Origin of the sequence: Streptomyces sp. NPDC060366, assembly GCF_042725135.1 — a bacterium.
Taxonomy (GTDB): domain Bacteria; phylum Actinomycetota; class Actinomycetes; order Streptomycetales; family Streptomycetaceae; genus Streptomyces.
This window is the reverse complement of the sequence record NZ_JBHXDC010000018.1, coordinates 25,934-44,367: the sequence shown is the minus strand read 5'-3', so window position 1 is coordinate 44,367 and position 18,434 is coordinate 25,934. Positions and strand designations below refer to the sequence as shown.

The following is an 18,434-nucleotide window of genomic DNA, read 5'->3' as shown; positions in this document are numbered from 1 at the left end:
CGCTTGATGACAGAGGAACGAAGAGAGAACTAGACGTCGAACTCCTGCGGCTGGAGGTCGAGCGCGAAGCACGCCTCACGTACGATGGCCCGCTCCTGCGCGTCGAAGTTGCCGTCGGCGCCACCGATGATGATGCCGATCTGGATGACGGCACGCGCCTCGGCCGGCTTCTTCTTCGCCTTGGCGACCTCCTGGAGCACGCTGACCTTGCCGATCGCCATGTCGGCGACGAGCTGGTTCAGGTAGTCGTCGAAGCGCCTCTGCAGATCGGCGGGCGGGAAGTTCCGCAGCACGTCGTTGCTGGTGATCAGCTGCGTGACGCGCTGACGTTCGGCCTGGTCGATGGAACCGTCGGCCGCCGCGACCAGGGCGCACATCGCCATGCTGGCGTCACGGAACGAGCCGCTCTTGAGGTCGTTCTTCTTCGCCTCCAGCTGGGTCTGCATCGTCTGGGCGGATTCCTTGATGCGATCCCACAGGGCCATGAGTGCTCCGTATGTCTCGGGCTGCCCGTACCGGGAGGGGTGGCACGGACAGTGCTTGTTTCTACAGTGATGTAGAAGTTACCAGGTATCGGGGAGGGGACCGTCGGACTCCCGCCACATCGGCGGCTCGGCGGGCGTGTGCGGTACCGGCTCGAACAGCACCGCGCGTACGACACTCGGCGCGAACAGCGCGTTCATCGGCGCGGAGAGGTGCAGCACGGCACGGAATGCCGCACCGACGACCGGATTTCCGCCGGCCCGCCGCTGCACCCGCTCCAGATACCAGGCCACGGGCCGGTCTGCCGCGCGGGTCCGCGCCGCGTCACCGACGACGCCGGGCATCTCCTTGTCCGCCCCGGAAGAGATGTCCCACGCCTGCCGCGCGGAGGTGAGAAGTGCCTGTTGTACGCGCCGGGTCGTGGGCGTACGTCGCCGGTCCGCCAGCGTCTCGCGCAGCGCGACGGCGTTCAGGGCCGCGACGGTCATGCCCTGCGCGTAGACCGGGTTGAAGGCGCACAGCGCGTCGCCGATGGCGAGGAAGCCTGCCGGGCGGCGGCCCGGACGGTCGTACCGGCGGCGGACGTTGGCCGTGTTGCGGAACGCGCGAACGGGCGAGTCCGGCTCGGCCCGCTTCAGCCACTCATAGAGGAACGGGTGCGGGAACCGCCTGGTGAAATCGGCGAACTCCGCCTCGTTTGAGGGAGGTTCGCTCCCGCGCACCCCCGAGAGGGTGACGAGATAGCGGCCGTCCTCCATCGGCAGCGCGACGCCGCCGCACACCTGGCCGGGGTCGGGGACGACGTAGTAACCGATGGAGTCGGTGATGCCGTCGTCCCCGCCGGGACGGTAGACGCGGGAGGCGTAGGCGAGTCCGCTGTCGAGCGTCTCCTCCCGCGGCGGTTCGGCGCCGACCGCCGCGAGCCAGTCGGGCGCCCGCGAGCCGCGGCCGGAGGCGTCCACGACCAGATCGGCGGTCAGCGCGCGGGTGACGACGCCTTCACGGGTGGCCCTGGCGCCGGCTCCGCGCTCCCGGAGCAGTACCCCGGTCGTACGGACCGCGTCACCGAGCAGGCCGACCACCTCCGTACCCTGCACCGTCCCGATACGTGTATCCGTCAGGACCCTGCGACGTACGAGCCATTCGAGGAGCGGACGGGAGGCGGTGAGGAGATGAGTGGTGGAGGGCGAGCGGCGATACCAGATGCCGGACTGCCACTGCACCATGTCGCCCGGCATCCCGACCTCGGGCGCGCCGTGCTCCCGCAACTCGGCGACGATCCCGGGCAGCAGCGTGTCCAGCGCCAACTGGCCCCCGGCGAGCAGCACATGGATATGACCGCTCTGCGGCACACCGGAGCGTGGCTTCGCCTCGTCGGGGAAGCGGTCACGCTCGACGATCGTCACCCGGTCGGCGTGCGCGGCGAGCACCTGCGCCGCGAGCAGGCCCGCGATTCCGCCGCCGATCACCACCGCGTGCCGCGCGGCGCGGCCCGTGTGCCGATGGGGCGTGATTCGCTCCCCGGCTTCGGGCGCCGCCAGGTCGTGCACGTCCTCGTCCATACCCATGTCTCCGGTTCCGTCCGGCAGTTGATCGTGAGCGTCCAGTATGTCGGAGTCGGCTCAGGGTGCCGGACGTCCTCCGTTCGGGGCGCCGCCGTACGCGGTTGACGCGGGCTACGTGCCGTCGGGGCCGGCCGGTGCGGTGTCCGACTCGCGGAGCGCCTCGGTGAGCCACTCGACCCACATGCGCTCAAGATCGATCCCGGCGCGCAGCACCAGATGCCGCAGCCGGTCAGCCTCCGAGGGCTCCTCGGCGCGCGGCGCCCGCGGCCTCGGCTCGGGCTCAGAATCGTGGTCCTGGTCCTGGTCCTGGTCCGAGCGTGGACGTGGGCCTGGGGCCGGGGCCTGGGCCGGCTCCGGCGAGAAGTCCCGTGCCTCGATGTCCCTGTACTCGGCCAACTGCTCCTCATGCAGGGCGAGATGACGGCGCAGCTCGACGGGGAGTCCGTCCGTCCCGACGACCGCCGCCGCCCGCATCCGCAGCAGCAAGGGGTCCCGTACGGGCTTGGGATCCTCCCGGCCCGCCACCCATCCGGTCAGCTCCTCGCGGCCGGCCGGCAGCACCTCGTACTCCTTCTTCCGCCCACGGGCCGGCTGCTCCGGGGCGAGGGCGCGGATGTATCCCGACTCCTCGAGTCTGCCCAGCTCCCGGTAGATCTGCTGGTGCGTCGCCGACCAGAAGTAGCCGATGGACCGGTCGAACCGGCGGGTGAGCTCCAGGCCGGACGAAGGTCTTTCGAGGAGGGCGGTGAGGATGGCGTGGGGGAGGGACATGACCGCATCCTAAAAGTACCGCCGCCCGGTCAGATCGTGGCGGCCAGCCTGGTCCCCTGGTCGATGGCGCGCTTGGCGTCGAGTTCGGCGGCGACGTCCGCGCCGCCGATGAGATGCGGGGCGGCGCCGGCCGCGCGGAGCGCGTCGTACAGCTCGCGCCGTGGTTCCTGTCCGGCGCACAGGACGACCGTGTCCACCGGCAGGACGGCCGGCGAGCCGTCGACCGTCAGATGCAGCCCCTCGTCGTCGACGCGGTCGTACACCGCGCCCGCGATCGTGGTGACTCCCCGGTGCCGCATTTCGGTGCGGTGGATCCAGCCCGTGGTCTTTCCCAGTCCGGCGCCCACCTTCCCCGTCTTTCGCTGGATGAGGTGGACCGTCCTCGGTGGCTTCGGCCGTACGGGCTCCCGCAGTCCGCCGGGGGAGCGGTAGTCGGTGTCGACGCCCCACTGCCGGAAGTAGGCGTCCGCGTCGAGGCTCGCCTCCTCGCCGCTGTCGGTGAGGAATTCGGCGACGTCGAAACCGATGCCGCCGGCGCCGATGATCGCGACGCGCTCGCCGACGGCGACGTCCCCGCGCAGCACGTCGAGATAGCTGACCACGCGGGCGTGGTCGATGCCGGGGATCAGCGGCGTACGGGGAGTGACACCGGTCGCTACGACGATCTCGTCGAATCCGTCCGCCTCGTCCGTCAACTCCTCAGCCCTGACAAGGGTGTTGAGCCGGACGTCGACCGCGAGCCGTGCGAGCCGGCCGCGGAAGTAGCGCAGCGTCTCGCCGAACTCCTCCTTGCCGGGGACGCGTTTGGCGACGTTGAGCTGTCCGCCGATGTCGTCCGCCCCCTCGAACAGCGTGACCGAATGCCCGCGTTCGGCCGCCGACACCGCGCACGCCAGCCCCGCTGGACCGGCTCCGACGACGGCGACACGCTTGGCGCGCCGGGTGGGGGAGAGGACCAGCTCGGTCTCGTGGCAGGCCCGTGGATTGACCAGGCAGGAGGTGATCTTCCCGCTGAACGTGTGGTCGAGACATGCCTGGTTGCAGCCGATACAGGTGTTGATCCTGTCGGCGTGCCCGTCGCGCGCCTTGGCGACGAAATCGGGATCGGCCAGGAAGGGGCGCGCCATCGACACCATGTCGGCGCGCCCGTCGGCGAGCAACTGCTCGGCCACCTCGGGGGTGTTGACGCGGTTGCTGGTGATCAGCGGTACGGAGACCGACCCCATCAGCGCCTTGGTCACCCAGGTGTAGGCGCCGCGCGGCACGGACGCGGCGATCGTCGGGATCCGGGCCTCGTGCCAGCCGATCCCGGTGTTGATCAGAGTCGCGCCCGCCGCCTCGATCTCCTTGGCCAGCGTGACGACTTCGGCGAGCGAGGAGCCGCCCGGCACGAGGTCGAGCATCGACAGCCGGTAGACGAGGATGAAGTCGTCACCCACGCGCTCCCGGATACGGCGGACGATCTCCACGGGGAAGCGGATGCGGTTCTCGTAGGTGCCGCCCCACCGGTCCTCGCGCAGATTGGTCCGCGCGGCGATGAACTCGTTGATCAGATAGCCCTCGGACCCCATCACCTCGACGCCGTCGTACCCGGCCAGCCGCGCCAGCTCCGCCGCCCGTACGAAGTCCTCGACCGTCTCCTCCACCTCGTCGTCGGTGAGGGCGTGCGGGACATGGGGGCTGATGGGAGCCTGGAGCGCGCTCGGCGCGACCAGGTCCGGATGGTAGGCGTACCGCCCGAAGTGCAGGATCTGCATCGCGATCCGGCCGCCTTCGGCGTGCACCGCCGACGTGACCAGACGGTGCTGCTCGGCCTCCGCCTCGGTCGTGAGCCGGGCGCCGCCTTCGTACGGCCGCCCCCGGTCGTTGGGCGCGATGCCGCCGGTCACCATCAGGCCGACGCCTCCACGGGCGCGGGCGGCGTAGAAGGCGGCCATGCGGGCGAAGCCGTTCTCGGCCTCTTCCAGACCGACGTGCATCGAACCCATCAGCACCCGGTTGGGCAGGGTGACGAAGCCCAGGTCGAGAGGGCTGAACAGGTGGGGGTACGGGCTCATGGGGGGCTCCTCGCGCGACGGCTGCGCTCCAGTAGTAGCCCGGCCGCCACACTTTGTGCAACCAGTTGCACAAAGTGTGGCCGGTCTCTCGCCCACCACCCGGAAGCCCGGCTACCGCGTCAGCCCTGCGGTAGGCGTCAGACCTTGCGGTAGTCGTACGCCTCCGAGGCCGCCGCCTCCACCGCGTCCAGATCCGCGCCCGCCGACGCCGTGACCACGGCCGCGACCGCGCCTTCCACGAAGGGCGCGTCCACCAGCCGGGCACCGTCCGGCAGTTCGTCGCCCTCGGCCAGCAGCGACTTCACGGTCAGCACGGCGCTGCCCAGATCGACCAGGAGCGCGACACCCGAGCCCCGGTCCACCTCGGCGGCGGCCGCCGCGATCAGCTCGGAACTGGTACCGAGCCCGCCGTCGGGAGTGCCCCCGGCGGCGGCCACCGGAGCGGTGGCGCCGCCGCCCGCGAGCCCGACGGCCAGCTCGGCGACCGACTCAGCCACCGCCCGGCTGTGCGACACCAGCACGACGCCTACCGGCTTCCCGGTACTCATTCGCCCGCCGTCGCGGCCAGGGCCGCGATCAGCAGCGCGGAGGACGTGGCGCCCGGATCCTGATGTCCGATGCTGCGCTCACCGAGATAGCTGGCCCGGCCCTTGCGGGCCTGGAGCGGCACGGTCGCCACCGCGCCCTCGTCCGCGGCGGTCGCCGCCGCCGCGAACGACGTGCCGAGCGCCGCCACCGCGGGCTCCAGCGCGTCGATCATCGTCTTGTCCCCGGCCTTCGCGCCGCCCAACTGCGCCACGGCGGCGACCCCGGCGCCCAGCGCCTCGGCCAACTGCGCGGCCGTGACCTCGGGCGAATCGCCGAGCGCCTTGCCCGTACGGCGCAGCAGCGTCCCGTACAACGGCCCCGAGGCGCCGCCCACCGTGGAGATCAACCGCCGCCCCGCGAGGATCAGCGTGGCGCCGGGCGTCTCCGGCGGCTCCGACTCCAGCGACGCGGTCACGGCACGGAAGCCGCGCTGGAGGTTGCTGCCGTGGTCGGCGTCACCGATCGCCGAGTCGAGCTCGGTGAGACGGCCCGCCTCCCGCTCCACGGCGGCGGCCACCGCCAGGAGCCAACGGCGGAAGAAATCGACGTCGAACACCGGCTCGGAATCCTGGTCGGACACAAGGTCTCCTCGAAGAACGTCGGGCGTACGTGTCGGGCGTACGTGCCCGCGGGGCCCGGCGGGCCCCGCGGGTCAGCGGCCCCAGCGCAGTGCGGGCGTCTGCACCGGCGCGTCCCAGAGCCGCAGCAGATCCTCGTCGACCTGGCAGAGCGTCACCGAGCACCCGGCCATGTCGAGCGAGGTCACATAGTTCCCGACGAGCGTACGGGCCACCGCCACGCCCCGCTCCGCAAGTACCCGCTGAACCTCGGCGTTGAAGCCGTACAGCTCCAGCAGGGGCGTCGCCCCCATGCCGTTGACCAGCGCGATCACCGGGCCCGACGGGTGCAGATCCTCCAGTACCGCGTCCACGGCGAAGTCCGCGATCTCGCGCGAGGTCATCATGGCGCGCCGCTCACGCCCCGGCTCGCCGTGGATACCGATGCCCAGCTCCAGCTCACCGTCCGGCAGATCGAAGGTGGGGCTGCCCTTGGACGGGGTCGTCACGGCGCTGAGGGCGACACCGAAGCTGCGCGCGCTCTCGTTCACCTGCCGCCCGATCGCCTCGACCCGCTCCAGCGGCGCGCCCTCCTCGGCGGCGGCGCCGGCGATCTTCTCGACGAAGAGCGTGGCGCCCGTACCGCGCCGCCCCGCCGTGAACAGGCTGTCGACCACCGCGACATCGTCGTTGACCAGTACCTTCCCGACGCGGATGCCCTCGTCCTCGGCCAGCTCGGCAGCCATGTCGAAGTTGAGGACGTCCCCGGTGTAGTTCTTGACGATGAACAGCACGCCCGCACCACTGTCCACGGCGGTGGCGGCCCGCACCATCTGATCGGGCACGGGACTGGTGAAGACCTCACCCGGACAGGCGGCGGAGAGCATCCCGGGCCCCACGAACCCCCCGTGCAACGGCTCATGCCCCGAACCACCGCCCGAGACGAGCCCCACCTTTCCCTCGACCGGCGCGTCCCGGCGTACGACGACGCGGTTGTCCACATCGACGGACAGATCGGGGTGCGCGGCGGCCATTCCCCGCAGCCCGTCGGCGACGACGGTCTCCGGCACATTGATGAGCATTCTCAACGGATCCTCCTCGAGAGTTTACCAGCCAGGCTTCTGAGCGGGGTTCTGCCTGGTCAGCCGACGTGCAGTGGCCCTTGCCTCTTAGCGGTCGGTGACGGTCGATGGCGTTCCCCGGCGGGGGTGTTGCTGACTTGATGCTGACTTTCCTGATGAATCGTCAGACTGTCTTGGGCCCGGTCCTTGCCGTGCCCGGCGCACTCAGTATCGAAGAGGCAGGGGTGATCGTGAAGTCTGGCGCGCTGGCGTCGGGCGGTCGGTAGGAGGTGGCTCCTGTCCCATGCCCGTTACCGCCCGTTAGCGGGTGGCGAAGCGCACGACGGCCGCCTGTCCATTCCACTTGATTCCGATGACGCACTATGTAGAGTGCGTGGCGATCCTGGAGCCGACCGCAAAAAGCTTCTGACCTGCGGTTTTTTGAGTGGGCATTATGTGCGGTGTGACGGTGAAATGACGCCCGTGACGCTCATTTGACGCTCGTTCTGATGAGGTGCCAGGGCAGATATTTTGGCAGGTCGGGCCCAGGCGGCGTACATCTATGGGGCGCCGAGGGCGGGCGGCGCCCTTGCGGGGAGCTGTTGGGTCCTGATGGTCACTTGTCGCGGAAGAGACCAGCCGGGTCTGTGACCTGCTTCCATGGGCAGGCGTGGGGCGCTGACCAGGCGAGATTGCCTTTCTGGTGTTTCAGGCCCTTGCCTGTTTACGCGGCCGGAAGTCCCAGAGAAGTCCCAGAAGTCCTCTCGCGCGGCCTCCGCCTGGGCCGCCGTTCGGGCCTCGCACAGGAGCGCTGACTTTGGGCCGACCCTCTGCGAGTCGCGGCAGCAACCACAGTTGCGAAGCGCTTTTTGAAGTCGGGCACGTCCCCACTCGTCACGACGCCGGGTGTCGTAGCGCTGCAGCCAGCGGAACGCGGCGAGGCGGGCCTCGTACTCGCTGGACCAGCTCTTGCGCCCGTGGAGTGTCTCCCGCTTGAACGTCGCGTTGAAGGACTCGGCGAGGAGCGTTGTCCGCGCTGGAGCCGATCGCTCTCATGGACTGCCGGACTGCCGGACTGCCGGACTGCCGGACGCCGGTTCGTCGGCAGGCATCTGCGAACGCCCGGCTCGTGTACTGGTGCCGCAGGCGGGAGCTTCCTTGTTTTCGCGCCCAGGAGCGAGGATTTCCCATGCGAAGTCCTGCCGAGGGCCGACCGTTCAGCTCTCCGCGTCAGATCGGCCGGTTCTTCGACCGTGATGAGGGCTGTAGCCGGGAAGACTGGTCGCCCCCGAGGTGGTCGCGGAGATCAGCACGGACACCGCTGTCGACCGCGGCCTCTACCGCCACCCGGTCCGCTTCGTTCGGCTACGCCTGGACCAGGCGCCCGCCGACGTGGCCCCGTACGGATCGCGTTCGGAACCGCCGTCCTGGCGAGGGGCCCGTCCCGTGGTCGGGTCCGTGGTCGGGGGTGACCCGACCACGCTGGTCAGAGCTCTTTCACGATGCTTCCTGGCCGAGGGGCGGGGCAGCGAAGTGAACGCGGGAATCGGGTCGTCACCTCCATGACTGGTCGTTGCCCTTTCTGCCGCAACGTGTGATTACGAGGTGCTGCGCAGTTCGATCACCGTGATGTCGGGTGGGGCTCCGACTCGGATCGGGGGGAGGGAGGCCCCGACTCCGCGTGAGACGAAGAGCTGGGTGGTGTCGAAGGTGGCAAGCCCGGCTGTGACCGGCTGTGTCAGAGGGGTGAGCAGGTTCCCGGGAAAGAAGCCTCCGCCGTGGGTGTGTCCGGAGAGCTGGAGATCTACGTCGTGTCGTGCTGCTTCGTGTACCTGGACGGGCTGGTGGGCGAGAAGAACGATGGGGTGGGAGGGGTCGCGGTCGGCGAGGGCCTTGTCGTAGTCGGGGGTGTCGTGGTGGCGTTCGCCTTCGACGTCGGTGACGCCGGCCAGGTCGATGGCTCCGCTGCGGTGTGTGATCAGGGTGCGGGTGTTGCGCAGGGTGGTGATGCCGAAGTCGGTGAGGGTGTTGATCCAGGCATCGGCGTCATAGCGGTAGTCGTGGTTGCCGGTGACGAAGTACGTGCCGTGGGTGGAGGTGAGGCGCGTCAGCGGTTCTGCGTGTCCGGCGAGGTCTTCGGCGCTGCCGTCGGAGAGGTCGCCCACGATCGCGACGATGTCGGGCGAGGTGTTGTTGATCATGCGGACGTTGCGGGCGGTGTGGGCGTGGCCGAAGAAGGGGCCGAGGTGGAGGTCGCTGACCATGGTGATGCGCATGCCGTCGAGAGAGGGGTGGAGTCGGCGCAGATTGACGGGCACCGTCTTGATGTCGGGTGGTCCCAGGCCGCGGTGGAAGCCGTAGCCCGTGGTGGCGGTGGCGGTTGCTGTGGCCAGCAGGGCGACTGAGCGGGCGAGCACGAGGCGACGACTGGCCATGGTTGGCGGGTCGGGGCACGGAGCAGGCCCGGCGGGGTCCGCTTTGTGTATTGCCGTGCCCTGTTGCTGCCGCGTGTTCCCGGTGTTCGGTGTGGGCGTGTGACGGGTTACGTGGGCCCGCCGTTGTAGCGAGCGCGCTGTGAGGCACGTCGGAATTTCGAGGACGGTGAGGACGAGCAGGAGGTAGGCGGCGCAGGCGACCCAGGCGAACACCGGCCAGACGAGCCACGCGATGCTGGTGGGGTTGGCGTACTGGGCTGTCAGTACACCGGCGGGGACCAGGGCGGTCAGCGCCACCGCGGCGATCTGCCCACTGCGGCGCAGCCGGGGGGAGGCTGTGACGTTCTTGACGAGCCGCAGGTACAGGTATCGGTGGGCGGCGGCTGCGACGACGATGCTCGTGCCGGCGACGGTGATTTCTTGCGCGAGGGTACTCATACAGCTTCCGCCGGGGCGAGGGCCGCGGTGCCGGCGTACGGGCGGCGGGTGGGTCGGGAGTGCCTGGGCATGGGGGCAGTAGCTCCTGATGAGGCGTGGGTGGTGGAGGGCGGTGCGGTTGCCTGTCGGCCCGGCTGCTGGTGGGGTGGCATGTGTGGCTGTGGTCGTGCGCGGCCTGGAAGGGCGGGGCTGCGACTGCTGTGCGCGGGATCAGTTGGGGCGGGCCAGACCGACGTCGTAGGCGAAGATGACGGCTTGGACGCGGTCGCGGACGTTGATCTTGGCGAGGATGCGGCTGACATGGGACTTCACTGTGGACTCGGCCAGGTGGAGTTCGGCGGCGATCTCGGCATTGGACGACCCGCAGGCGACGGCGGCGAGTACTTCGCGTTCCCGCTCGGTGAGGAGGGCCAGTTGTTGTTGCTGCTCGCGGCTGAGATGGGCCGGGTCGAGGTGCTGCTGGGGCCGTGAGGTGGTGAACGCATTGATCAGCCTGCGGGTCAGGCTCGGTGAGGTGACACAGTCTCCGGCGGCCACCGCGCGGATTCCGACCACGAGTTCCTCGGGGCGAGCGTCTTTGAGGAAGAAGCCTGCGGCTCCCGCGCGCAGTGCTTCGTAGGCGTACTCGTCGAGGTCGAAGGTGGTCAGGACCAGGACACGGGAGCGGCCGCCCGAAGCGGAGATGCGGCGGGTGGCCTCGATGCCGTTGAGGCCGGGCATGCGGATGTCCATGAGCACGACGTCGGGTCGCAGTTCGGCGGTCATGCGGACGGCGTCGTGTCCGTGGGCCGCTTCGCCCACGACGGTCATGTCGGGCTGGGCTTCGAGCAGCATGCGAAAGCCGAGCCGCTGCAGGGTCTGGTCGTCGACGACGAGGACGGTGGTCATGTGAGGTGCTTCTCCATGGCGACGGTGGGGGTGCTGAGAGAGGTGTGTACGCGCCAGCCGCCCGAGGGGGTGGGTCCGGCACTGATCCGACCCTGGTAGAGGGCGGCGCGCTGGCGCATGCCGACCAGGCCCTGGCCGCTGGGGTGTTCGGTGTCCGCGCGGCGTGGCGGTCCGCAATCCTCGACGCTCACGTGCACCGTGCTGCCGTCGGTGGTCACGTTCACTTGTACGCGGGTGTCGGATGCTGCGTGCTTGAGGGTGTTGGTGAGCGCTTCCTGGACGATTCGGTAGGCCGTGAGCTGCACTCCTTTGCTGAGCGCGGTCAGGTCGCCGTCGGTGCGCAGCGTGGCGGCGGGGCCGGCGGCCCGTACACGGGTCAGTAGGGCGGTGAGATCGTCCAGAGTCGGCTGTGGCGCCAGGGGCACGTCCGTTTTCAGAACACGGTCGTCGATGACAATGAGGAGGCGGCGCAGTTCCGCGAGGGCTTCGCGCCCGCTGTCGGCGATGATGTGCAAGGTGTCGGCCGAGCGTTCGGGGCGGATCTTGGCAAGGGCTGCGGCGCCGTCGGCCAGGCCGACGATCACGGCGAGGGTGTGGCCGAGGATGTCGTGCATCTCTCGTGACACCCGGGTGCGTTCCCGCGCGGCCGCCAGCCGCGCCTGCTGGTCCCGCTCACTCTCCAGGGCCACGATGTATGCCTTCGCCAGCCGCCCGGTCAGTGCAAGGCCCGCGCAGGCGGTGACGGCCAGCATGGTGAGCAGGGTGATCATCTCGGGTCTTTTGGCGTGCTGGAGATGGCCACTGCCCCAGAACGCCGAGGCCCACACGACGAGTTGTGCCGCCGTGATGGTGCAGGCGGCGGCCAGCTGGCGCGGCGTGCCGTAGCGGCTGACGTTGTACAGCGCGACGATGCGGGCGGCGTCGGCGCCGTTGAGTACGTGGAGGGGCAGGGCCAGCAGCGAGGCGATGGTCGTCAGGGCGAAGACCAGGCCGGGGTGCCGCTCGCGCCACAGCAGGGGCACGGTGTAGGCGAGGGTGAGGGCGATCTCGCTGGGCAGGTGGGCGCGGTTGGCCGGGTTGAGCAGCGAGGGCAGGGCCAACAGGGAGCAGAACGCGGGCAGGGCCCACCGGCGCAGCCGGGGGTGCCGTTGGTCGAGCATCCGCCATGCGGCGAGCCCGCTGATGATGGACACCGCCACGCGCTGGTCCGGATCGCTGGTCAGTGAGCGCGGTAGCCGGGCGGCGTGCATGGCCGTCCGGGAGGCGGGCACCGGGTTGATCGGCTCGGGCATGGCAGGGCGCCTTCGTAGTCGGGCCCTCGCGGTCCAGGTCGGTCCAGAGGGGAAGAGCCGCCCGCCGGCCCCCAAGGGGAGACAAACCGGCGGGCGGGGATAGGAGGGGGACCCGGGCAGCTGCCTGGTGGGGGTCCGGCCTCCTGCTGCCCGGGTCCGGGCCGCCCGCCGGCCTCGGAGGGACAGGGCCGACGGGTGGGGCCAATCGGGCGTTCAGCCGACGGGGGCAGCCGGCTCCGGTTTCTGGCCTGCGGGTGCGGGCACGCCCGCCCCCCGATCTCGGTCGTCGAGGATCCGGCGCAGCTTTTCGCCCTCCACATCCACGTTGGGCAGGATCCGGTCCAGCCAGGCGGGAAGCGACCAGGCCCGGTCGCCGAGCAGGGTCATCACCGCCGGGACGATGGTCATACGGACCACGAACGCGTCGAAGAGGACCGCGACGGCGAGCCCCATGCCGATCGACTTCACCAGGGCGACGTCGTCGAGGAGGAATCCGGCGAACACCGAGATCATGATGATGGCCGCTGCGGTGACCACGCGGGCCCCGTGCCGGAAGCCGGTGACGATGGCTTCGGTGGGCGAGGCGCCGTGGACGTACGCCTCGCGCATGCCGGAGACGAGAAAGACCTCGTAGTCCATGGCCAGGCCGAAGACGACGCCGATCAGCAGGATCGGCAGCAGACTGACGATCGGCGCGGTCTCGTCGACGCCGAACACGTCCTTGAGCCAGCCCCATTGGAAGACGGCGACCAGCACACCGAGGGTGGCGACCACGCTGAGCAGGAAGCCGAGGGCGGCCTTGAGCGGAACCAGCAGCGAACGGAACACCAGCAGCAGCAGGATCAGTGCGAGCCCGACGACGATGGCCAGGTAGGGCACCATCGCCTCGCCCAGCTTGGCCGAGACGTCGATGTTGAGGGCGGTCGGGCCGGTGACCATCACCTGCGCGCCGCTGCCCCCCTCCGCGGCCGTGCTGCGTTCACGGATGTCGGCGACCAGATCCACGGTGGCCTGGCTGGTGGGGGAACTGCCCGGAACGGCGGTGATCAGGGCGACGTCACCGGTCTGGTTGAAGACGGGCGGTCGCACGGTGGCGACATCGTCGAGCCCGTCCAGCAAAGCGGTGGTGTCCTTCGCCGCCGCCTCGGGATCGTCGCTGCTGCGCGCGTCGACGACGACGGTCAGCGGGCCGCTGAAGCCCGGCCCGAAGCCCTTGCTGAGGGTGTCGTAGGCCATTCGCTGGGTGCTGCCCGGGGCGGCCATGCTGTCGTCCGGCAGGGTCAGCCGCAGCGACAGCGCCGGGAGGGCCAGCACGCCGAGGCCGACGACGGAGGCCAGGAGCATCTTCCAGGGGTGGCGGGTGACGAATCGGCCCCAGCGCACTCCCATCGTGGTGCGGCGACCGCGCTCCGCGGCACGCATCCGGCGTGTGGTCAGGCGCCCGTTGGCCACGCGCGTACCGGTGAAGCCCAGCAGCGCCGGCAGCAGGGTCAGGGCGACCAGGACCGCGACGGTGATGGCGAAGGCCGCGGCCAGCCCCATGGTGGTCAGCATCCCGATGCCGATGACGGACAGACCCACCAGCGCGATGATTACCGTCAGTCCGGCGAACACCACCGCGGATCCCGCTGTCCCCAGGGCCCGGCCTGCGGCCTCCTCCGGCGGGTGGCCCCGCAGCAGCTCGCTGCGGTAGCGGGAGACGATGAACAGGGCGTAGTCGATGGCCACCGCCAGGCCCAGCATGAGGGACAGCGTCTGTGCGTTGGAAGCCATGTCGACGAACGACGAGGCGACGGTGATCCCGCACAGCGCGATTCCGACGCCGACGATCGCGGACAGCAGCGGCAGCCCGGCCGCGACCAGCGAACCGAAGGTGATCACCAGTACGAACGCGGCGACGAGCAGGCCGATCAGCTCCGCGGCGTTGCTCCCACTCTCGTCCAGAACCGCGTTGCCGCCGAGACTGACGGCCAGGCCCGCCTCCGCACCCTGCCGCACCACCTCGCGCAGAGCATCGGAGGCAGTGGTGGTTATCTCCGCCTGAGGCACCGCATAGGTGACCTGGGCGTAGGCGATGCCGCCGGAGGCGGACACCAGCCCGGCGGAGAACGGATCGGCGACATTGGCCACCTGCGGCGCCGTGCGCAGGTCATCGACCAGCGCCTCCACGTGCGGCTTGCGGGCGGCCGACGTCAGTCTCTCGCCGTCCGGTGCTTCGATGACCACGCGAGCGGTGGCACCCGAGGCGGATGCCTGCGGAAACTCCGCCTCCAGCAGGTCGATGGCCTGCTGCGACTGGGTGCCGGGAAGGGTGAAGTCGTCCGTCGTACTGCCGGAGACGCCGCTGATGCCGATGCCTGCGGCGATCAGCACCGCGACCCAGACCAGCAGCACACGCCGACGCCGCCGGAAGGCGAGCCGGCCGAGCCGGTAGAGAAAGGTGGCCACGAAAAGTACTCCCACCAGGAGAAAGAGAGGATGTGTGAAAACGGGCCTGAAGGCGCCGGATGAAAACGTAGAAGCCAGACGTGGCCGACGTGAGCTACTCAAGGCTGAATCTGCGCCGGGGTCAGTACCCCGGTACCGGCCGGCCTCCTCCTTGAGACGGAGCCGCCACGTCTCAGCCGAACGCGCGGGCCGACAGCAGCGCCATGGTCTGATCCCACAGCTCCTTCTGCAGGCGGGGATCCCGCCCCGGTTCGGGGCACTCCAGCGGCTTGGCGTCGCGCACGGAGAAATAGCCGCCGCTAGTGTTCGCGAACGCGGGGTCGGTGGCGAGCCGGACGATGATGCCCGCGCCCTTGCGCGGGTCACCGATGCGCAGCGCGTTCAGCACCTGCCGCAGCACCTTGGATCCGGGCAGATCACGTCCCAGGCCGGTGGCATTGAAGCCGGGATCACAGCAGTTGACCGTGACCTTCGCGGGATCCAGGCGCCGGGCCAGTTCCTGCGTCCACATGATCGTCATCAGCTTGGTCCGCCCGTACAGCGCCATCGACGCCCGGCGGGTGTACGGGGCGACATGGCGCAGGTCCTCCGCCGGTGCGATCGACTTCGCCTGCTGGGACGCCTCGGAGGCGACGTTGACGATCCGCGACGGCGCCGAGCCCAGGAGCCTGTCGGTCAGGGCGTGGGTCAGCACGAATGGACCCAGATAGTTGACTGCGGTCATGTCCGCGAAGCCCTCGGTGGTGGTGCGCTGCGAAAAGGCGTGCAGTCCGGCGTTATTGACCAGCACGTCCAAACGCGGGTAGAACGCGGCGATCTCCTGTCCGACCCGTCGAGCGTGTGAGATCAAGCCCAGATCCGCGTAGAAGACGTCCACCGGCACGTCACCGGCCACCGCCTTGAGTTCACTCGTCAGGACGTCGGCCTTGGTACGGGAGCGGGCCACCATGCCGATGCGGTAGCCGCGGCCGGCCAGGTCGAGGGCGGCGATACGGCCCAGGCCGGAGGTGGCTCCGGTGATCACGGCAACGGGACGGGTCATCACTTCACTCCATTCGTGAGGTACCTCATGGTCTCTGTGTGGGACGATACCCGACACCATGAGTGAGTACGAAGCGATCACCACCGGCACCGGTCCTGAGCAGGTGGGACTGGCCTTCCTCACCATCGCCTACGGTCTACGCGAAGAAGTGGACCGGCACATGCAGTCGACCGTGGGGCTCTCCCTGTCCCGGACCAAGGTCCTCCAGGCCCTGGCCGCGCACGGCACCCTGCACCAGGCCCAGCTCGCCGACATCCTCGGCCAGGCACCCCGGTCCGTCACCCAGATCGTGGAAGGACTCGAACGCCTCGGCCTGCTCTCTCGCACCGACGACACCAGCGACCGCCGCCGCAAGACCGTGTCCCTGACCACCGCAGGCAGCACCACGCTGGCGGCAGCCGAAGACGCGGGCGCACATGTCCTGCGTAAGCTCTTCGGCTCGCTGGACCCGGAACAGTTGAAAAGCCTGCGGGTATCACTGGCTCGCCTCGACACTGCACTCGCGGACTGACAAGGCCCGCCAGTCTCCTGGCGGATCCCGCCACGAATCGACGGCGCCGCGCAGGTCCGGTCATGACAGAACGGGCGGCACCAGACTTCCGGCAGGGACCAGGTCAAGGACATGGTTGACGTCTTCCACTGTGAGCAGGCGGCGGACGGTGTCGCCCGGTAAGCGGACTCACTCGTGGCAGGGCCTTGTCCGCGGTGTGCGGTCTGCACGTACTGTCCGCGTAATTGTCTGAGTGCACCACCGTGTACGAAGTCTTGTGCATTACTGCTCAGGCCACGTCGGTGTCCCACTCGATGGCCTGGAGACTCGTTGCTGGCTGAACTGACGCGGGCTCAGATGGTTGGTGCCCTCACGGGCAGTGCTCCAACGCTGTCGGCAGGATTGAGATTCCCTCCAGCGGCAGAGGGCGTCGGCAGTGCCAACGCGCGAGCGGGCTGCTGGACGACTGGGCCCGGGTTTCCCGAAGTCTCCGCCTGAGCCGCCGTTCGGGCCTCGCGCAGGAGCTCAGGCCGTGGACCGACCCTCTGCGGGTCGCGCCAGCAACCACAGTTGTGAACCGCGTTCTGAAGTCGGGCACGTCCCCCACTCGTCACGACGCCGGGTGTCGTAGCGGTGCAGCCAGCGGAACGCGGCGAGCGGACGTCTTACTCGCTGGACCAGCTTTTGCGCCCCTGGACTGTCTCCCGCTTGAACGTCGCGTCGAAGGACTCGGCGGGGGGGGGCGTTGTCCGCGTTGGAGCCGAGGGCTCTCGGGCCCGGACGGAGTCGTTGGTCACCGACGCGATCGTCAGCTCCGACTCACGCCGGCCGCTGGCCCCGTGCGCCCGCATGTCGAACCGCAGGCTCGTTACCCCGGACGAGGCCAGACCGGCGGTCAGGCGCGCGAAAAGGCCGCCCTCCTCAGCCGCCCTCCTCCCGGGTCGCCCCTGCCCCGTGGACGAGACCCGCCACTCACAGGGCGTTGCCGCAGACGAGACCGTGCCTAACAACGCGGTGCCGTCCAGTGACCGAAACGCCGTCTCGTGATCGACCATAACCAGATGGTAGTGACGTCCGGCCCGGACGCCTTCCCGCGTCGAAATGAGCCCTCCGGTGCGAGGCTTGGCCGGCCGGCGCCTGGGCCTACCGGGTGAAGAGGGCGCTTACGGCTTTGCCGACGCCCGGCCGGTGGGTCACCGCGGTGGAGCGGGCGAGGCGGTTGACCATGGGCCAGCCGAAGCCTCCGGTGCCGCCGTTCAGGTCGGGGGTGCGCATGCGCGGAGGCCGCGGGCTGCGGTCGTGCACGGCCACCTCGATGCTGTCCGCGTGCGCGGTCAGGTCCAGGGTGCAGGTGGCGCCGCCGTGGCGCAGGGAGTTGGTGACGAGCTCCGAGACGACCAGGACCACGGTGTCGGCGGCCTCGGCCGCGACCGGATCTGCGAGACCTTCGAGTTAAACCCGCGTGCTCTCGCGCGCACCGGCGATCGACGTCGCGGAGCGGACGGTTGCGACGTTGACGCTCACTGTGTCCATCAGGTTCACCCTGGTCTCTGGATCGTCAATGCCGGGTCTGGTCTGCTTGGTGCCTTTGCCCCGGCCCGCGGCCCGCTAACCGTACGGGGTGCCCGCTGGGGAGTGTGTCCGGCTGGTCATCCACGCGGTCAGAAGGAGAGGCTGCGGTGCTCACGGCATCGAGGCTTGCGTAACGGCGCTGCTCGGAGCGGGTGTCCCCGGCCGGAGTGGGCCACGGGATGCCCCGTCTGCGGTCGTGGCCGACTGTCTTCCTGATCGGCGTACAGAAATCTATGTCGGCCGGAGTAGACATTGGGTGGTGGTGTGGTTATGGTTTCTCTCGTAGCCCAGAGAGACAGCAGGGCCCGGCAGAGACGAACTGCCGGGCAGCGTGACCGCAGTTGCAGTTCGCAGGACGGTGCGGTGGTGGAGTTTCGAAGCCAGGGTTGTTGCGGGACGGCGACGGGACTGGCGACCGGACCGGGTGGCCCGCAGTGATCAGGGGCCGCCGTGAGCAGTACCGCAGTTGACGCAAGTGCAGTACCCGGCAGTGAAGTTGAGTGAGCGGTACCTCGGTGAAGGCGTCGGCTGCGGGCGCGCGTGCCGGGAGGTTCGGCAGTGGGGTTCTAAGCCAGGGCAGATGCAGGACGGGCGACGGGGCTGGCTGCCGGAGAGTGGCGCTGTCACAGGCCACAGTGCAGTACGCAGGAGAGCGGTACCTCGGTGAAGGCGTCGGCTGCGGGCGCGCGTGCCGGGAGGTTCGGCAGTGGGGTTCTAAGCCAGGGCAGATGCAGGACGGGCGACGGG

The 18,434-nt window shown here is 69.7% G+C and carries 13 protein-coding genes and 2 pseudogenes; 1 reads left to right on the top strand and 14 read right to left on the bottom strand.

Annotated features, from left to right (window positions below; all coding sequences use genetic code 11):
- Positions 1–29 precede the first annotated feature (29 nt).
- The 13 genes and pseudogenes from ACFWHU_RS31385 to ACFWHU_RS31325 all read right to left on the bottom strand — a co-directional run bounded on the left by ACFWHU_RS31385 (position 30) and on the right by ACFWHU_RS31325 (position 15,625).
- A complete protein-coding gene (locus ACFWHU_RS31385; protein WP_385804407.1) occupies positions 30–485 on the bottom strand; it encodes a tellurite resistance TerB family protein in 456 nt (151 codons plus the stop codon).
- Between the two features lie 78 nt (positions 486–563).
- Entirely contained in the window at positions 564–2,051 is a 1,488-nt protein-coding gene (locus tag ACFWHU_RS31380) for an NAD(P)/FAD-dependent oxidoreductase (RefSeq protein ID WP_385804406.1), read from the bottom strand.
- Between the two features lie 108 nt (positions 2,052–2,159).
- Complete coding sequence (locus ACFWHU_RS31375) at positions 2,160–2,819, bottom strand: PadR family transcriptional regulator (protein WP_387228929.1); 660 nt, start codon at positions 2,817–2,819, stop codon at positions 2,160–2,162.
- A 29-nt stretch (positions 2,820–2,848) separates the two neighbouring features.
- The gene (locus ACFWHU_RS31370; RefSeq protein ID WP_387228927.1) at positions 2,849–4,876 is read right to left on the bottom strand and encodes an FAD-dependent oxidoreductase; all 2,028 of its coding nucleotides are present in this window, start codon (positions 4,874–4,876) and stop codon (positions 2,849–2,851) included.
- 137 nt (positions 4,877–5,013) lie between these two features.
- A complete protein-coding gene (locus ACFWHU_RS31365) occupies positions 5,014–5,424 on the bottom strand; it encodes a PTS-dependent dihydroxyacetone kinase phosphotransferase subunit DhaM (protein WP_385804399.1) in 411 nt (136 codons plus the stop codon).
- Positions 5,421–6,020, bottom strand: coding sequence for a dihydroxyacetone kinase subunit DhaL (dhaL, locus tag ACFWHU_RS31360; protein ID WP_387229054.1), 600 nt, complete (start codon positions 6,018–6,020; stop codon positions 5,421–5,423). The genes ACFWHU_RS31365 and dhaL overlap by 4 nt, the downstream gene beginning before the upstream one ends.
- 96 nt (positions 6,021–6,116) lie before the next feature.
- Positions 6,117–7,109, bottom strand: coding sequence for a dihydroxyacetone kinase subunit DhaK (gene dhaK / locus ACFWHU_RS31355; protein ID WP_385804397.1), 993 nt, complete (start codon positions 7,107–7,109; stop codon positions 6,117–6,119).
- 869 nt (positions 7,110–7,978) lie between these two features.
- Positions 7,979–8,219, bottom strand: a pseudogene (locus ACFWHU_RS31350) (integrase core domain-containing protein); the annotation flags it as partial.
- A gap of 461 nt (positions 8,220–8,680) precedes the next feature.
- Entirely contained in the window at positions 8,681–9,955 is a 1,275-nt protein-coding gene (locus ACFWHU_RS31345; RefSeq protein ID WP_387228924.1) for a metallophosphoesterase, read from the bottom strand.
- A 210-nt stretch (positions 9,956–10,165) separates the two neighbouring features.
- Complete coding sequence (locus ACFWHU_RS31340) at positions 10,166–10,843, bottom strand: response regulator (RefSeq protein ID WP_387228922.1); 678 nt, start codon at positions 10,841–10,843, stop codon at positions 10,166–10,168.
- Positions 10,840–12,135, bottom strand: a complete 1,296-nt coding sequence (locus tag ACFWHU_RS31335; RefSeq protein ID WP_387228920.1) for a sensor histidine kinase — start codon at positions 12,133–12,135, stop codon at positions 10,840–10,842. The genes ACFWHU_RS31340 and ACFWHU_RS31335 overlap by 4 nt, the downstream gene beginning before the upstream one ends.
- A gap of 213 nt (positions 12,136–12,348) precedes the next feature.
- A complete protein-coding gene (locus ACFWHU_RS31330; protein ID WP_387228918.1) occupies positions 12,349–14,583 on the bottom strand; it encodes an MMPL family transporter in 2,235 nt (744 codons plus the stop codon).
- A 172-nt stretch (positions 14,584–14,755) separates the two neighbouring features.
- Positions 14,756–15,625 (bottom strand): SDR family NAD(P)-dependent oxidoreductase, encoded by an 870-nt coding sequence (locus tag ACFWHU_RS31325; RefSeq protein ID WP_387228916.1) that lies wholly within the window; start codon positions 15,623–15,625, stop codon positions 14,756–14,758.
- A 58-nt stretch (positions 15,626–15,683) separates the two neighbouring features.
- On the opposite strand from ACFWHU_RS31325, the gene ACFWHU_RS31320 reads away from it, so the two are divergent.
- On the top strand, positions 15,684–16,136 hold the full coding sequence (locus tag ACFWHU_RS31320) for a MarR family winged helix-turn-helix transcriptional regulator (protein ID WP_387228914.1): 453 nt from the start codon (positions 15,684–15,686) through the stop codon (positions 16,134–16,136).
- A gap of 1,122 nt (positions 16,137–17,258) precedes the next feature.
- On the opposite strand, the pseudogene ACFWHU_RS31315 reads toward ACFWHU_RS31320, so the two are convergent.
- Positions 17,259–17,648: pseudogene (locus tag ACFWHU_RS31315) on the bottom strand (ATP-binding protein).
- Positions 17,649–18,434 lie beyond the last annotated feature (786 nt).

Excerpts from the sequence above, each read along its gene's own strand:
- ACFWHU_RS31385 (WP_385804407.1), bottom strand. The coding sequence starts at position 485 with ATGGCCCTGTGGGATCGCATCAAGGAATCCGCCCAGACGATGCAGACC.
- ACFWHU_RS31380 (WP_385804406.1), bottom strand. The coding sequence starts at position 2,051 with ATGGGTATGGACGAGGACGTGCACGACCTGGCGGCGCCCGAAGCCGGG.
- ACFWHU_RS31375 (WP_387228929.1), bottom strand. The coding sequence starts at position 2,819 with ATGTCCCTCCCCCACGCCATCCTCACCGCCCTCCTCGAAAGACCTTCG.
- ACFWHU_RS31370 (WP_387228927.1), bottom strand. The coding sequence starts at position 4,876 with ATGAGCCCGTACCCCCACCTGTTCAGCCCTCTCGACCTGGGCTTCGTC.
- ACFWHU_RS31365 (WP_385804399.1), bottom strand. The coding sequence starts at position 5,424 with ATGAGTACCGGGAAGCCGGTAGGCGTCGTGCTGGTGTCGCACAGCCGG.
- ACFWHU_RS31345 (WP_387228924.1), bottom strand. The coding sequence starts at position 9,955 with ATGAGTACCCTCGCGCAAGAAATCACCGTCGCCGGCACGAGCATCGTC.
- ACFWHU_RS31340 (WP_387228922.1), bottom strand. The coding sequence starts at position 10,843 with ATGACCACCGTCCTCGTCGTCGACGACCAGACCCTGCAGCGGCTCGGC.
- ACFWHU_RS31335 (WP_387228920.1), bottom strand. The coding sequence starts at position 12,135 with ATGCCCGAGCCGATCAACCCGGTGCCCGCCTCCCGGACGGCCATGCAC.
- ACFWHU_RS31325 (WP_387228916.1), bottom strand. The coding sequence starts at position 15,625 with ATGACCCGTCCCGTTGCCGTGATCACCGGAGCCACCTCCGGCCTGGGC.
- ACFWHU_RS31320 (WP_387228914.1), top strand. The coding sequence starts at position 15,684 with ATGAGTGAGTACGAAGCGATCACCACCGGCACCGGTCCTGAGCAGGTG.